This is a genomic window from Bacteroidota bacterium (genome assembly GCA_038746285.1).
GTDB lineage: Bacteria > Bacteroidota > Rhodothermia > Rhodothermales > JANQRZ01 > JANQRZ01.
Genome location: JBCDKT010000050.1, coordinates 15,466 through 29,346, shown reverse-complemented (window position 1 = coordinate 29,346; position 13,881 = coordinate 15,466). Strand labels below are relative to the sequence as shown.

General features: G+C 70.9%; 9 protein-coding genes. 3 read left to right on the top strand and 6 right to left on the bottom strand.

Annotated features, from left to right (window positions below; translation table 11 throughout):
* Positions 1-238 precede the first annotated feature (238 nt).
* Both AAGI91_14195 and AAGI91_14190 read right to left on the bottom strand, forming a co-directional pair.
* Positions 239-1,924: a DEDD exonuclease domain-containing protein gene (locus AAGI91_14195; GenBank protein MEM1043763.1), complete on the bottom strand. Its 1,686-nt coding sequence runs from the start codon at positions 1,922-1,924 to the stop codon at positions 239-241.
* Between the two features lie 66 nt (positions 1,925-1,990).
* A complete protein-coding gene (locus AAGI91_14190) occupies positions 1,991-3,319 on the bottom strand; it encodes an alkaline phosphatase (GenBank protein ID MEM1043762.1) in 1,329 nt (442 codons plus the stop codon).
* Between the two features lie 184 nt (positions 3,320-3,503).
* Between AAGI91_14190 and mdh the strand changes: the two genes are divergently transcribed.
* Positions 3,504-4,439: a malate dehydrogenase gene (gene mdh / locus AAGI91_14185; GenBank protein ID MEM1043761.1), complete on the top strand. Its 936-nt coding sequence runs from the start codon at positions 3,504-3,506 to the stop codon at positions 4,437-4,439.
* Between the two features lie 72 nt (positions 4,440-4,511).
* Here mdh and AAGI91_14180 read toward each other — a convergent pair whose 3' ends face one another.
* Positions 4,512-5,417, bottom strand: coding sequence for a T9SS type A sorting domain-containing protein (locus AAGI91_14180; protein ID MEM1043760.1), 906 nt, complete (start codon positions 5,415-5,417; stop codon positions 4,512-4,514).
* Between the two features lie 72 nt (positions 5,418-5,489).
* Here AAGI91_14180 and AAGI91_14175 point away from each other — a divergent pair, with 72 nt between their 5' ends.
* Both AAGI91_14175 and AAGI91_14170 read left to right on the top strand, forming a co-directional pair.
* Positions 5,490-6,056, top strand: a complete 567-nt coding sequence (locus tag AAGI91_14175; GenBank protein MEM1043759.1) for a sugar O-acetyltransferase — start codon at positions 5,490-5,492, stop codon at positions 6,054-6,056.
* A gap of 81 nt (positions 6,057-6,137) precedes the next feature.
* Complete coding sequence (locus tag AAGI91_14170) at positions 6,138-6,638, top strand: hypothetical protein (protein ID MEM1043758.1); 501 nt, start codon at positions 6,138-6,140, stop codon at positions 6,636-6,638.
* A 17-nt stretch (positions 6,639-6,655) separates the two neighbouring features.
* On the opposite strand, the gene AAGI91_14165 is transcribed toward AAGI91_14170, so the two are convergent.
* The 3 genes from AAGI91_14165 to AAGI91_14155 all read right to left on the bottom strand — a co-directional run bounded on the left by AAGI91_14165 (position 6,656) and on the right by AAGI91_14155 (position 13,872).
* Positions 6,656-10,747, bottom strand: a complete 4,092-nt coding sequence (locus AAGI91_14165) for an ATP-binding protein (GenBank protein MEM1043757.1) — start codon at positions 10,745-10,747, stop codon at positions 6,656-6,658.
* A gap of 65 nt (positions 10,748-10,812) precedes the next feature.
* Positions 10,813-11,253: a DUF4783 domain-containing protein gene (locus AAGI91_14160; GenBank protein ID MEM1043756.1), complete on the bottom strand. Its 441-nt coding sequence runs from the start codon at positions 11,251-11,253 to the stop codon at positions 10,813-10,815.
* A gap of 201 nt (positions 11,254-11,454) precedes the next feature.
* A complete protein-coding gene (locus AAGI91_14155; protein MEM1043755.1) occupies positions 11,455-13,872 on the bottom strand; it encodes an endonuclease MutS2 in 2,418 nt (805 codons plus the stop codon).
* Between the last annotated feature and the right edge of the window lie 9 nt (positions 13,873-13,881).

The window sequence follows — 13,881 nt, the reverse complement described above, 5'->3', positions numbered from 1 at the left end:
TCTGCTACTGTTACCTCCTCACATCGAGTCATTCCCGACCCTGATCGGGAATCCAGAAGGCGTACTACAAGCTCTGGATTCCCGCCTGCGCGGGAATGACGGCTGTTTTTGAGGAGAACGCTGAGACCTAACCGAGTCCATAACATGCTCTAGGCACACATTGGGTTGGAGAAGAGAGCCGCCGTAACGTACGAAGTATCGGCCGCTCCGGGCAACCGCTTCAATCACAGAGGCGAGCCTATGCCGAGCGTGCCGCCGCGAGCACGCCGTCGAGGAGGTCGTCCGTGCTCCTCTCGGGGGTCCAGCGGACGTGCTGCGCGCTGCCCTCGTTGAGGCGCATCCAGCGAGCGAGGATGTTGATCTCGTCCACGTCGGACCGGTGGAAGACCTCCGGCGCGGCGAGCGCCGGGTCGAAGTGCGCGCCGAGCGTCTCGCGGAGGTCGGCCACGTCGGCCCCGGTCGGTGGGACGGGCAGCGGGCGCGTCTGGACGAGCCGCCCGAAGCGGAGGAGGAAAAGCTGCACCTCGCCCTCTTTCAACCCCGGCTCGACGAGGACGGCGTGGCGGTCGTGGACGGCCGTCGCGAAGGGGCGCTGCCGGTCGAGCGTCCGGCGGAGGCGCTCCAGTTGGTCGCGGTACCACCCAGCCTGCTCGAACTCCAGCCGCCCGGCCGCCTCGCGCATCGCGGCCTCGACTGTCTCCAGCACCTCGGTGTCCTGCCCTGTCAGAAAGCGGCGGATGCGCTCGACCTCGGCACCGTACGCGTCGTCCTTGTCGCCTTCGCACGGGGCGAGGCAGCGGTCCATCGACCCGTAGAGGCACGGGTTCTCCGACGCCCGCGCCGCCTGCCACGTCACCGGATCGCACTCCCTGAGCCGGAACACGCGCCCGACGAGTTCGACGAGTTCCGCCGCCGCCTGCTTTCGGCCGAGCGGTCCGTAGTACTCCGCCCCGTCGGCCCGCACCGACGAGGTCCACGAGAGCGTCGGGAAGCCGTGCGCCGCGTCGAGCCGGAGGAAGGGGTAGTTCTTGTAGCGCCGCTGCGCCCGGTTGTAGCGCGGCAGCAGTGTTTTGATGAGCTTCGATTCGAGGAGCAGCGCCCCGAGTTCGCTCCCGGTCTCGGTCCACTCGACCGCGCGCACGTCGCGGACGAGCTTCCGGGTGCGCGTCGGGTGCGCGTCGATGCTGGTGAAGTAGGAGCGGACCCGGTTGCGCAAGCTCTTGGCCTTGCCGACGTAGAGCACCTCGCCGTTCTTGCGCTTCATGAAGTAGACCCCCGGCCGGTCCGGGAGGTCACCGAGATAGGTGTCGCGGATGTGCTGGACGTGCTTCGGCTCGCCGGAGGCGTCCTTGTAGCGCTTGCGCTGGAAGGCGACGAGGTCGGCGACGGTCGTGAGGCCGAAGCCGGCGCGGAGCCGGTCGAGGAAGCGGAGCAGGACCTCGGCCGTCGCCTCGGCATCGCCGAGGGCGCGGTGGCGGGCCGGGTTGGTGATCCCGAAGTGCGCCTGGAGCGCCGTCAGCCCGCGCGAGGGCAGCGAAGGCAAGAGCCGACGTGCGAGGCGGAGCGTGCAAACCGACTCGTTCTCGATGGCCGGCAGCCCGGCGCGGTCGAGCTCGGCCTGGAGGAAGCGCAGGTCGAACCCCAGGTTGTGCGCGACGAGGACGCCCTCGCCGAGGAAGTCGAGGTAGTCCGGCAGCACGTCCTTCGCGGTCGGCTCGCCGAAGACGGAGGCCGTCGAGAGGCCGGTGATCCGCGTGATCCGGCGCGGAACGTGCCGTTCGGGGTCGATGAGATGCCCGAACGTGTCGACTACCTCGCCGCCCCGGACTTTCACCGCTCCGATCTCGATGACCCGGTCTTCGCCCGCCCGAGTCCCGGTGGTCTCGGTGTCGGTGACGACGAAGGTGGCGTCTTCGAGGAGCAATGGCCGTGTGGGGCGAGTGAGAACTGAACCTACCGGCACCCGCTGCCATCCGTCGTGACACCGGGGCTAGTCGCCGGAGGCTGAACGTTCGAGATACTCCGCTCGCAGCCGCGCGGTTGCCGCTTCGAGGTCGAGCCCGAGCGCGCCGGCGAGGCGACGCCCGAGCGCGTCGTTCGTCCACACGCCGACGAGCGGCTCCGACCCCGGCCCGAAGGCGTAGAGCCCGACGTCGATGCCGGTATGCCCCTTCGTCGTCCACCCGAGGCGCATCCGCCGGCTGACGAGGCGGCCGATGGTGAGGGCGCTCGGCGTGCCCTCGGCGAAGAGCGTCTGCTCGTCGGCCGTGAGGCTGTCCACGGCGGCGTGCTCGCGCAGAACGCCCAGCGGGTCGCCGCCTTCAGCGATGAGGCGGCGCAGTCGGTCCGCGCTCGCGGTGGCCCGGCGGAGGCGGGCGGGGTGCCACGCGTAGACGCCGTCCCGGCCCAGGCTGAGCCCGCCCGTCTCGTGGTCCGACGCGACCACGACGAGCGTCTGCCCGTCGGCCTCGGCAAAGGCGAGCGCGGCGCGCACAGCCCGGTCGAAGGCGAGGATGTCGTGGACGTGCCCGACCGGGTCGTTGCTGTGCCCGGCGTGGTCGATCCGGCTGCCCTCGACCATCAGGAAGAACCCGTCGGGGTCGGCGCTGAGCAGGCCGAGCGCGCGCTGCGTCATCGCCTCCAGGCTGGGCTGGTCCGTCCGGTCGATCTCGTAGTCGAGGTGGTCGTCAGCGAAGAGGCCGACGACGGGCACCGTGCTGGCCGCGTCGAACGCAGCCGGGTCGGTGACGACGGTGACACTGCCAGCCCGCATTTCGGCCAGGAGGCTGCGGCCGTCCGTGCGCGCGCCGCCCTCGGCCTCGGGGACGAAAAAGCGCCGCCCGCCGCCGAAGAGCACCTCGACTCCGGCCTCCATCAGTTGCACGGCGATCACCTCCTCCATCCAGCGGTTCGGAACGTGCGCCGCGAACGAGGCGGGCGTGGCGTGCGTCACCCGGCTCGTCACCACGAGGCCCGTCGCCATGCCCCGCGCCTCGGCCGCTTCGAGGATCGTCCCGACGGGCCGCCGCAGCGTGTCGACGCCGATGGCCCCGTTGTAGGTGCGGACGCCCGCCGCATAGGCCGTCGCCGAGGCCGCCGAGTCCGTGACCCGGCTGTCGGTCGCTGCCGTCGTGACCGCGCCGCGCAGGATGCCGTCGAGCGCGAGGGGTGCGCCGGAGAACGTCCGCGCGAGCGTCGCCGAGGCCGGGCCGAAGCCGTCGGGGATGAGGAGGATGAGGTTCTGCGGTCGCTCCGCGTCCTGTGCCCCGGCGGGCACGGCGACGAGCAGGAGGAGACAGGCGACGACGAGGCGGGGCACGGGCGAGGCGGTGAGGTACGGGCGGCAAGCTACGGGCGAAAGGCCACGGCGCGATGACGGAGGTGTAATGCAACGCGGCCTCGCATTTTCACGCAGAGTTTCCGTCCCCATCCGGCTTGCTGAGTGCGCGGCGGCTATTTTGAACGCGACCCCTCCCCTCTTCACCCAGCATACCTAAGCTACTATGAAAGTCACCGTTGTCGGCGCCGGAAACGTCGGGGCCACCGTCGCCGAATGCGTCGCCCGCAAGGACATGGCGAGCGAAGTCGTCCTCATCGACATCCAGGAAGGCACCGCCCAGGGCAAGGCGCTCGACCTGTGGGAGTCCGCCCCCGTCCACCAGTTCGACACCACCCTCACCGGCGGCAGCGACTACGCGCTCACCGAGGGCTCGGACATCTGCGTCATCACCGCCGGCCTCCCCCGCAAGCCCGGCATGAGCCGCGACGACCTCCTCGCCAAAAACGCGAGCATCGTCCGCAGCGTCACCGAGTCGTTCGTCGAGCACAGCCCGAACGCCATCCTGATCGTCGTCTCGAACCCGCTCGACGTGATGACCTACGTGGCCTACATGACGAGCGGCTTCCCGAGCCACCGCGTGATGGGCATGGCCGGCGTCCTCGACACAGCCCGCTTCCGCGCCTTCCTCGCCACCGAACTCGAGGTCTCGGTCAAGGACATCCAGGCCCTCCTCCTCGGCGGCCACGGCGACACGATGGTCCCGCTCCCGCGCTACACGACGGTCGCCGGCACGCCGCTGACCGACCTCCTCCCCAAGAGCCGCATCCACGAGATCGTCGAGCGCACCAAGAAAGGCGGCGGCGAGATTGTCGGGCTGATGGGCACGAGCGCGTGGTACGCGCCGGGCGCGGCCGCCGCCGAGATGGTCGAGGGCATCATCAAGGACTCGAACCGCGTCGTCCCCGCCGCGGCGTGGGTCACCGGGCAGTACGGCTGCAACGACATGTTCATCGGCGTCCCGGTCAAGCTCGGGCGCGAGGGCGTCAAGGAGATCATGGAGGTCGAGCTCGACGAGGCCGAGCAGCAGCTGATGCGGGAGTCCGCCCAGCACGTCCGCACGAACGTCGAGGCCCTGGAGCGGATCGAGGCCAACGCCTAGTCTCTCTCCCTCTGCGCGATTCCGTAGGGGCGACCGGCCGGTCGCCCCTGCGCTCGTTTCAGGCGGCCTCGTTCACTGCCGGACGAGCCGCGCCGTCGCCGCTGCCCCCGCGTCGCCGGTGAGGCGAACGAGGTAGACGCCCGCCGGGAGCCGCGCCGCGTCGAGGCCGTGCTGCGCCTCGCCCGCCGGGCGCGCGCCGAGGTCGCCCGAGAGCACGCGGCGGCCGAGCACGTCGTAGACCGCGAACCGCACCTGCTGCGCTTCGTCGAGGCTCAGACTCGCGGTGACGCTGCCGGACGACGGGGTCGGGTAGACCGACAGCGCGAGAGCCGGCGTATCCGGACCCGATTCGGTGACGACGGCGAACGGCTCGCCGTACTCGGCACCGCCGACGCGGGCGTAGCGAAGGGCAAAGTTGGCTCCGAACGTAAAGAACTGCGTGAACCCGATGTCGGCCACGAAGAGACTGTCTAGTTCACACCCCTGCGTATCTACCGACTTGGCCGACGCCGTCACCGTCTCCGCGCCAATCGTTATCGGAACGTCGTAGTCGCCGCCGTAGATGGCCTCGCAGGTGAGGTCCGACGAGACCTCGCAGACGCCGCCGCTACTGAAGTCTTCGCCCAGCGCGCAGTTCGGCAGGATGTCGAAGGGGGGCACGTCCTCCAGCACGCGGATCGCCGTCGCCAGGGTGTCGAAGCGGACGTAGAGCGCGCCGAGCGAGCCGACCACATCTCCCTCCTCGTTCAGAACGGCGCGGTCGTACCGGAAGTAGCGCTGTCCCGCTACCAGCGTGTCCCGTGTGATCGTCCGCCGCTGATAAATCGGCTTCTCCCCGATCAGGTCGAAGCCTTCGTACTCCCACACGTTGCCGACCTCCAGCGGGAAGTACCGCTCGGCGCTTGTCGTGTTGGGCGTCTGCGCGAGAGCGGGTAGCGCGAAGCCAAGGAGGAGCGCATAGATCGTAGCCTGTTTCATATTTGTCTTGGAGTTGCCGATATCGTTCCCAATAAACCACCCGGCGACCTCGAAACCAAATCGCCCCCCGTTATGCAGACCACAGCTCCCTCGGCCCTCGACCGCCTGCGCGCCGGCCTCGCCCACCGCGGCAACGACCCCGGCCTGATCATGATCCGCCAGAAGGCGCGCCGGCTCGTCCGCGAGTTCAACGCGCTCCCGGAGGACCAGCGCACGGCGCGGATCCGCACGCTCGCCAGCCTCTTCGGTGCCCTCGGCGAGCGCACCGAGATCGACGCGCCGATCTTCTGCGAGTACGGGCAGCACGTCCACGTCGGCGACCACTTCGTCGCCGGGCCGAACTGCGTGCTGACGGACGTGGGCAAAATCACGATCGGTGACCGCGTGCGGTTCGGACCGGGCGTCCACGTCTACGCCGTCGCCCGGCCGGTAAACCCCGGCCAGCGGGCTGAGGGTCTCGAACAAGCCGCCCCGGTGACGATCGGCGACGACGTGTGGATCGGCGGCGGGTCGATCCTGAACCCCGGCGTTACGATTGGCGCGGGCTCGACGGTTGGTTCGGGCAGCGTGGTGCTCGAAGACGTGCCGGCGGGCGTCTTCGCCTCGGGCAACCCCTGCCGCGTGGTGCGCGAGTTGTAGTTTCTGGTTCCCAGTTTCGCGTTTCTGGTTCAGGCGCACTTGGCCAACTAGAAACCAGAAACGAAGAACGAGAAACCTCTCTTGCGTTCCGACCTCCTGCTCCGCCGCAAGCTCACCCTGCGCGCTGACGGCCCCGTCGGGCCGCAGAAGGTCGTCTTCGTCAAGAAGCACCAAGAGGGCATCGAGCACGTCTTGATGAAGGCGTTTCTGTGGGCGCTCTACCTCCCGGCGTACCCGGCGATGAGCGTCGAGGTCGGCGTCGGCGACCGCTACAAGCCGGACCTCGTCCAACTCGGACCTACCGGCGCACCGGAGTTCTGGGGCGAATCGGGCAAGGTGAGCGCGAGCAAGATCGCCTCGCTCGTCCGGCGCTACCCGTCCACCCACTTCGCGCTCGCCAAGTGGGCCGTTCCGCTCGGCCCGTTCGTCGAGATCGTCGAAGAGGCCGTCGCCGGCCGGCCGCGCCGGGCTCCGTTCGACCTGCTCCGTTTTCCACCCGGCAGCCGCGAGCGCTTCGTCAGCGACGACGGCACGGTGACAGTCGCGTTCGAGGACCTCGAGCGCGTGACGGTCGGAGGCTGACGGCCCGGAAGCGGGCCTCACACCTCGGCCAGCGGTAGCTGCACGAAGAACGTTGTGCCAGCGCCTAGCTCCGTCTCGAAGCGGATCTCGCCGCGCAGGTCCTCGATGGCTTTCTTGGTGATCGCCAGCCCCAGCCCCATGCCGCTCGTCTTGGTCGAGAAGTTGGGTTGGAAGACCTTGGCGCGCGCCTCCTCGGGGATGCCGGTGCCGGTGTCGCGGACGGCGCTCCACGCCCAGACGGCGTCCTCCTCGACCCGCTGCTCGGTGCGCACGGTGATCGTGCCGCGCTCGGTCTCGGGCATGGCCTGGAGCGCGTTCTTGAACAGGTTGATGTAGACCCGGCGCAGTTCCTCCCGGTCGGCCATCACGGGCAGCGGCGCGGGGCCGAGCGCGAGCACGATCTCGGCATGCTCCTCCTCGCCGAGCAGGGCCGCCGCTTCGCGGACCACGTCGCCGAGGTCGAGCCGTTCGAGGTGGCGCTCGGGGAGGCGGGCGAAGGACGAGAACTCGTTGGCGATCCGCGTGAGCGCGTCGATCTGCTCGATGAGCGTGCCCGTGATGCGGTCGAGGAGCGACCCGAAGCGGCCGTTCTCCGTGCCCCCGGTGGTGGCAGCCTGGTCGCGGTGGGCGCGGCGGAGGTGCTGCACCGACAGCTTCATCGGGGTCAGCGGGTTCTTGATCTCGTGGGCGACCTGGCGGGCCATCTCGCGCCATGCCAGCTCGCGCTCCTGCTGCGCGAGCTTCCGCCGGCTCTCCTCGAGCTGGTACTGCATCGCGTTGAACGTCTCGATCACCTCGCCGACCTCGTCCCGCGTCTCGACCGGGATCGGCTCGCCGCCCTGGCCCGCGCCGATGGCGAGCAGCCCGGCCCGGAGGCGGCGGAAGGGGCGCGTGAGGTCGTTCGCGAGGAGCGTGGTGATCAGGAAGATGCCGACGAGCAGCAGCAGGAGCACGCCGAAGAGGTAAGCCACCATGCGCGCCTGCTCGGCTTCGATGGCGATCTGCTCGGGCAGCGTCGGGACGGCGATGGCGCCGCCGGTGCGGCCGGCCGAGTCCGGCAGCGCCTCGTAGCCCGTCGTGTAGGTGAACGTCCCGATGTGCTCCTCGGCGAAGGCGTAGCGCTCGCCGTCGATGTAGAGCCTCTCGTAGACCTCGACTGGGAGGCGGCGGTCGATGAGCTGCTGGCGGACAAGCTGGCTGCGGCTGCTCGCCACGAGGTCGGCCCCGCGGTAGAGGTTCACGTCGAGGCCGAGGCGCGGCCCGATGACGTCCGGGCGCGTCTTGTCGATCAGCGAGTAGAGCGGGAGCGAGCTGCTGCCTCCGGCCTCGTCGCTGAGGGCAGCCTCGACCCGGGTCAGCTGCCGCTTGAGGCGCTCCTCGACGGCCTGCCGGTTCTGCGTCATCACGACCTCCTGCCCGATCAGTCCGGTCACGGCCACCGAGGCCAGCCCGACGAGCAGGAACCGGTTGAGCACGCGGTCGCGCAGGCGGCTCCGGCGCACGAGCACGTCCGCCCGCCGCCGGATGACGAGGCCGAGCGCGTAGAACCCGAGCGCGAGCGCGAGCGCCGGCAGCAGCAGCCGCAGGTAGAAGTAGAGATGGTCGAAGACGAGGGCCCCCGCATCGCGCACCGCGGTCACGCGGTCGGTCTGCGCCTCGCGCAGGTAGTACACCCGGGTCGGGGCACCCTCAACCCGCTCGTCGTACCAGACGGCCTCGCGGTCCCGCAGCGCCGCCGCGACGGCCGAGGGCAGGCGGAAGCGTCCGTAGTCGCTCCCGCGCGTGCGCACGAGGACGCCGTCGCGGAACTCGGCGTAGGCCAGCTCGCTCTCGACGATGCCGGCGAGCCCGGCCGGGACGAGGACGCGCGGGAACGGCGTCTCGGAGACGTAGCGCGCCGGCTTCGGCTCCGCCCGCGCCATCACCCAGCCGAGCAGCGCCACCTCGCGCTCCAGCCGCACCGGCCCGACGCCCGCATAGCGGTACTTCCCCCCGCCGACGGGCTCTCGCTCGATGACGAAGCCCGGGGCCGAGTCCGCCGTGTAGCGCCGCCGCAGCGTCTGGAACGAGAGCGACGCGCCGGGCGCTTCGCCCCCGGCCGTCCCAACCGACCGCTGTGCCAGCGTCACCTCGCCGTACAGGCCGAGGGTGTCGCCGGCTGGGCTCAGGAACGAGAGGCTCACGTCGTAGTCGGCGAGCGCTGCCAGGAGCGACCCCGTGACGAGGTCCGTGGCGAGAGAGTCGAGGCTGCGCGTACGCGCGCCTGGGCCGTCAGCGCTCGGGCCTCCAGGCGTGCCGCTCAGCAGGGCCTCACGCACGGTGCCGGAGGCGCGGGCGTCGAGCAGGACCCCCTCGAGCGCGAACGCGACGCGGGCGTCCTCGCCGTCGATGAAATCCCGCGCTGCGTCCTCGATCCGGGCCCGCTGCTTCTGGTCCGCCGCCTCGTAGAGCACGGGGTAGGTCAGCGCCGTCAGCAGCAGGGCTCCGAAGAGGGTGCCGCGCAGCGCGAGCGGGTCCGCCCAGGCATCCCACCCCCGTTCCAGCCACCACGCGTTGAACCCGGCCACGCCGAAGAACCCCGCCGCGCACCACCACGGGACGAGGTCGCCGAGCGCCGTCCACCGGTAGGCCGCCGCGAGCGCGCACGCCGCAAGCACGATCCCACCCAGAAACCGGATGCCGCCCCCGACCCGTACCAACGCTGCCAGGCCCGACATGAGAGCGACCGCCGCAAACGCCAGCAGGAGCAGCGCTCCGAACACCACCACGACAAGCCCCTCGGGTAACGGTCCCGTCCGGTCGAAGTAGGGCAGAGCGGCATCGAGCACCGACCGCTGCACGAGGAGGGCGAAGAGGGCGATGATGCCCAGGCTGAGCGCAGCCCCCCCGATCCCGCCGAGCATCCAGCCCAACAGCGACCCGCTCGACCCGACTTCGGTGCGCTCCTCGCGCCGCCGCCAGCGCAGCACGCGCACAGCCGCGTGCAGCCACGCCGCGCCGAAGAGAACCGCGAAGAGCACGGTGACGACGAGTTCGCCGGCCGAGCCGAGCACGCCGCCGCCCACGCCCGAAGCCAGGTACGCCGGGTCGAACAAGGCTACGTCGCTCTCCAACCCCCCGAGACTTCGCCTCGACCCTACCAGCCAGCGCGCCGGCACGTCGAGCGCGAGCAGGAGGTACCGGCAGCCCCACCACGCGGCGCTGATCCCGAGCAGCACGCCCACGTCGGGCCCCCACGTCCGCCAGGCGCTCTGCCCGCGCACCCGCTCCGCGCGGCGTGCCATCCACCGGTGGACCAGCCACAGCCCGGCGATTCCCCACCCGGCGAGCAGCACCGTCCAGAATGCCACCATGTCGTCCATCGCGCTGCGCACCGCGCCCTGCAGGGCCGGGACCGCCGGTGGCGGCACCTCGACGTAGGCGAGCACTGCGCCGTCGAGGCTGCGGACCGCGCGGCGCGGGGCACCCTCCGAGGCCGATGTCTGTGCCCCGAGGTATACCTCGAACGGCAGCCCGGCCGCAGCCTTCCAGTCCTCCGTCAGGTCGACGTCGCGGAGGTAGCGGTTCCGAACGGGCACGCGCGCCCGGACGAGCTGCGTGAGCCGCACCGCCCCGAGCACGCGCTCGTCCCGCCGCACCGGAATCCAGACGTCGAGGCCCTGACGAACAGTCCCGTCGCTGACCGTGCCGACCTGCCGCTCGGCCAGCGGCCACGAGGCTCCGTCGAGCGAGCCGAGCGGAAAGCTCTGCCCGTTCCAGGCCATGAGGTACAGGGCTGCCGTGTACAGTTCCGCGCTCAGGCCGTCGGGCAAGTCGAGCGCGGCGAAGCGGTCCACGGCGAGCCGCTCGGCGGTCTCCCAGTCCTCCATCTGGAGCACGCGCACCACGACCGGATCGCGCGCCAGCGCCTCGGCCCGGCGCACCACGTCGGCCTCGAGGGTACGCATCTCGCGTTCCGCGACGCGGTGGGCCTGCGCGGTGGCCTCGCGCTGCAGCGCGTCACCGCGGGCGTCTACCTGCTCCGCGCGCCACGTCCGCAGTGCCATCGTCCCAGCCAGCACCAGGGCCAGGAACACAGCAACGGCGGCGTACCGTGCGAAGCTTCGCATGGGAGGAGGCGGGAAGACGGAGGGCATGCCCGTAGCACCGGCAAAGGTACGCCCGACGTGCCCGGCTACCGCCCGCCCTGGTTGACGCGGATGCCCTGAAGTTGCCACCCGCCGTCCCTGGCCCGCAGGCGGATGGAGACGCCGATAGGCTCGTCTCCGCCCCCGGTCACCCAGTACCGCCCGATGATAGAGCGACGGTCCTCCGCTAGGACTTCCTGCTCGAACACCACCTGGCGAGGCGGGTAGCGGCGGAAGAAATCGCTGAGCACGAACGCTGCTTGCGCACGGCTGTACGACGCCCCCTGTCCGAAGATGATGATGTCCACGCGCTCGGTGGCTCCATCGAGCAGCACCTCCGGATCGGCGAAGCGGAAGCCGCGCTCGATCTGCAAGAGCGCCGTCGAGTCCGTCTGGGCGAGCGCCACCCCGGAGCCGGCCCCGAGGCAGGGACCGAATAGACCCACAGCCAGGAAAAAAACGACTACGGTGGGGGGCGTTGTTCGCATGGGAGGGCAGGTGGTGTGCACCTGTCGAGCCGGTCCAGTGTCAAAAGATAGGAAGCCGCGCCGAATTACGCACCGGCTGCGGTACCGGCTGTTTCGGCAAAAAGCAGTCCAACCCGGTCCGGTGGGCAAAAAACGTTGTCCTGCACCGAAATGGCCCTCCGGGGCGAGCACCGTTCCGCTGCGTGCGACCCCGCCTGCCGGTCAGCGCAGCGAGATGACGGTGACCCCTGGGCCGCCCTCGTCCCAGGGCGCGTCCGCCGAGCGCGCCACCTCGGGACGTGCGTCGAGGTAGGCGCGGATCGCCTGGCGCAAGGCTCCGGTGCCGGTGCCGTGGAGGACCTCGACCGTCTCCAGGCCCGCCATCGCGGCCTCGTCGACGAGCCGCATCACGGCGGGGATGGCGGCCTCCACGCGCTGCCCGCGCAGGTCGATCCGGCGCTCGGCATCGAGCGCCGGCATCGCCGTCCGGCCTGCGGACTTCGGGCTCCGGGTGCGGCGCTGCTGCTTCGGCCCGCCGACCTTCGTCAGGCGCCCCAGCTTCGCGCGGACCTTCATCTGCCCGAGGGCGACAAGCGCCTCCTTCTCGCCGAGCTCGAGCACCTCGCCCGTGGCCTGCCCGTCGTCGAGCCGGACGTGGTCGCCGACGCGGATCGGGCCGCCCTCGACCTTCGCCGACGTGGGCTTCGGCTTGGGCGAGCGCCGGGCCTTCTTCTGCTTCTTGCGCTCGACCCGCGCCTTGAAGCCGTCGAGCTTCTCGCGCGCGGCACGGGTCTCTTCCTTCGCCGCCTCGGCCTCCTTGATCTCGCGGATGGTCCGCTCGACACGCGCATTGGCCTCGCCAACGATCCGCTCGGCCTCCTCCAGCGCCTGCCCGACGATCTCGTCCTTCCGCTTCTGGATCGCCTCGTTGCGCCCCTCGAACGAGCGGCGGGCGTGCTCGGCGCGCCGGGCCTCGGCGCGCGCCGTCTCCAGTTCTTTTTCCAGCGTCTGCGCCTGCGCCTCGAACGTGGCGATCAGCGACTCGAGCGCTGTCTTGCCTTCGCCCACGAGGTCGCGGGACCGGCGCAGCACGTCGTCGTCGAGGCCGACGCGCTGGGCGATCTCGAAGGCGTACGACGAGCCGGGGATGCCCTCCTGGAAGCGGTACGTCGGCGAGAGGGTCACCTGGTCGAACTGCATCGAGCCGTTCTCGACGCGCGGGTGCATGTGGGCAAATGCTTTGAGCGTGCCGTGGTGGGTCGTGGCAACGGTGCGCGCGCCGCGCTCAGTCAGCGCTTCGAGCATGGCTTGGGCAAGCGCGCCGCCCTCGGCAGGATCGGTCCCTGTGCCGGCCTCGTCGATGAGCACGAGGGCGCGGTCGTCGGCCTCGGCGAGCATCCGGCGGAGGTTCTGCAGGTGCGAAGTGAAGGTCGAGAGGTCCTGCTCGATGCTCTGCTGGTCGCCGATGTCGACGAAGAGGCGGTCGAAGAGGCCGAGCGAGGTGCCGGGCGCGGCGGGGACCGGCAGCCCGCACGCTGCCATGAGCGCGAGCACGCCGACCGTCTTCATCGCTACTGACTTCCCGCCTGCGTTCGGGCCGGTGATGACGAGGGTCCGCTGCGCGTCCGAGAGTTCGAGGTCGAGCGGGACGACGGCGCGCTCGCTGTCGGGTTCGGCGTCCTCTCGCTGGAAATGCAGGGCCAGCACCGGGTTGCGCCCCCGGACGATCCGCACCCTGCCCTCCTCGTTCAGCGTGGGTACGAGCGCGTCGAGTTCGTTCGAGAGCCGGGCGCGGGCCTGGAGCGCGTCGATCCGGGCGAGCACGCCGAGGCCGGCGCGGAGGTCGGGGAGGCGCGAGCGGAGGTGGCCGGTGAGCTCGCGGAGGATGCGGCGGATCTCGCGGCTCCGCTCCAGTTCCAGCTCGCGGACCTCGTTGTTGAGGTCGAGCACGGCGGCAGGCTCGATGTAGACCGTCTGCCCGGTGCCCGAGACGTCGTGGACGAACCCCTGCACCTTGCGCTTGGCCTCGGCGCGGACGGGAATCACGGCGCGGCCGTTGCGGACGGTCGGCTGCTCGTCGGCGGTGTAGCCCTGCGCCGACGCCTCGCGGAGCGACTTGAGGAGCGTGCTCCGAAGCTGCCCCTGCCGCTCGGCGAGCGCCCGGGTGATCCGGCGGAGCTCGGCCGAGGCGTCGTCGCGGACCTGCCCGCGCTCGTCGACCGTCCGGCCGATGTGCTCCTCGAGCCGCTTCTGCAGCGCGATCTGCGCGGCGAGGGCGGCGACCTCGGGGTAGCGCTCGCGGCGCGCTCTGAAGTAGCCGTGCGCCCGCCGCATCGTCCCGAGCACGCCGCCGACCTCGGCGAGGGCCTCGGCCTCGACCGTGGCGTCCTTCGGCCCGGCGCGGCGAAGCGTCTCGCGGACATCCGGGAAGGGCGAAAGCGGGACGGGGTCGTCGGCGCGGAGGGCCTGCTGAAGCTCGGCCGTCGCCGTCAGCAGTTCCTCGACCCGCGCGCGGTCCGCCGAGGGCTGCATCGCGGCCAGCCGCTCGGCCCCGAGCGGGCTGCGGGCGTGCCCCTCCAGCCGGTGCCGCACGGCGTCGAACCCGAGCTTGGCTTCGGCGTCAGCCGGGTAGAGCGTCATCGCGCCGCC

Excerpts from the sequence above, each read along its gene's own strand:
- AAGI91_14165 (MEM1043757.1), bottom strand. The coding sequence starts at position 10,747 with ATGCGAAGCTTCGCACGGTACGCCGCCGTTGCTGTGTTCCTGGCCCTG.
- AAGI91_14160 (MEM1043756.1), bottom strand. The coding sequence starts at position 11,253 with ATGCGAACAACGCCCCCCACCGTAGTCGTTTTTTTCCTGGCTGTGGGT.
- mdh (MEM1043761.1), top strand. The coding sequence starts at position 3,504 with ATGAAAGTCACCGTTGTCGGCGCCGGAAACGTCGGGGCCACCGTCGCC.
- AAGI91_14180 (MEM1043760.1), bottom strand. The coding sequence starts at position 5,417 with ATGAAACAGGCTACGATCTATGCGCTCCTCCTTGGCTTCGCGCTACCC.
- AAGI91_14175 (MEM1043759.1), top strand. The coding sequence starts at position 5,490 with ATGCAGACCACAGCTCCCTCGGCCCTCGACCGCCTGCGCGCCGGCCTC.
- AAGI91_14155 (MEM1043755.1), bottom strand. The coding sequence starts at position 13,872 with ATGACGCTCTACCCGGCTGACGCCGAAGCCAAGCTCGGGTTCGACGCC.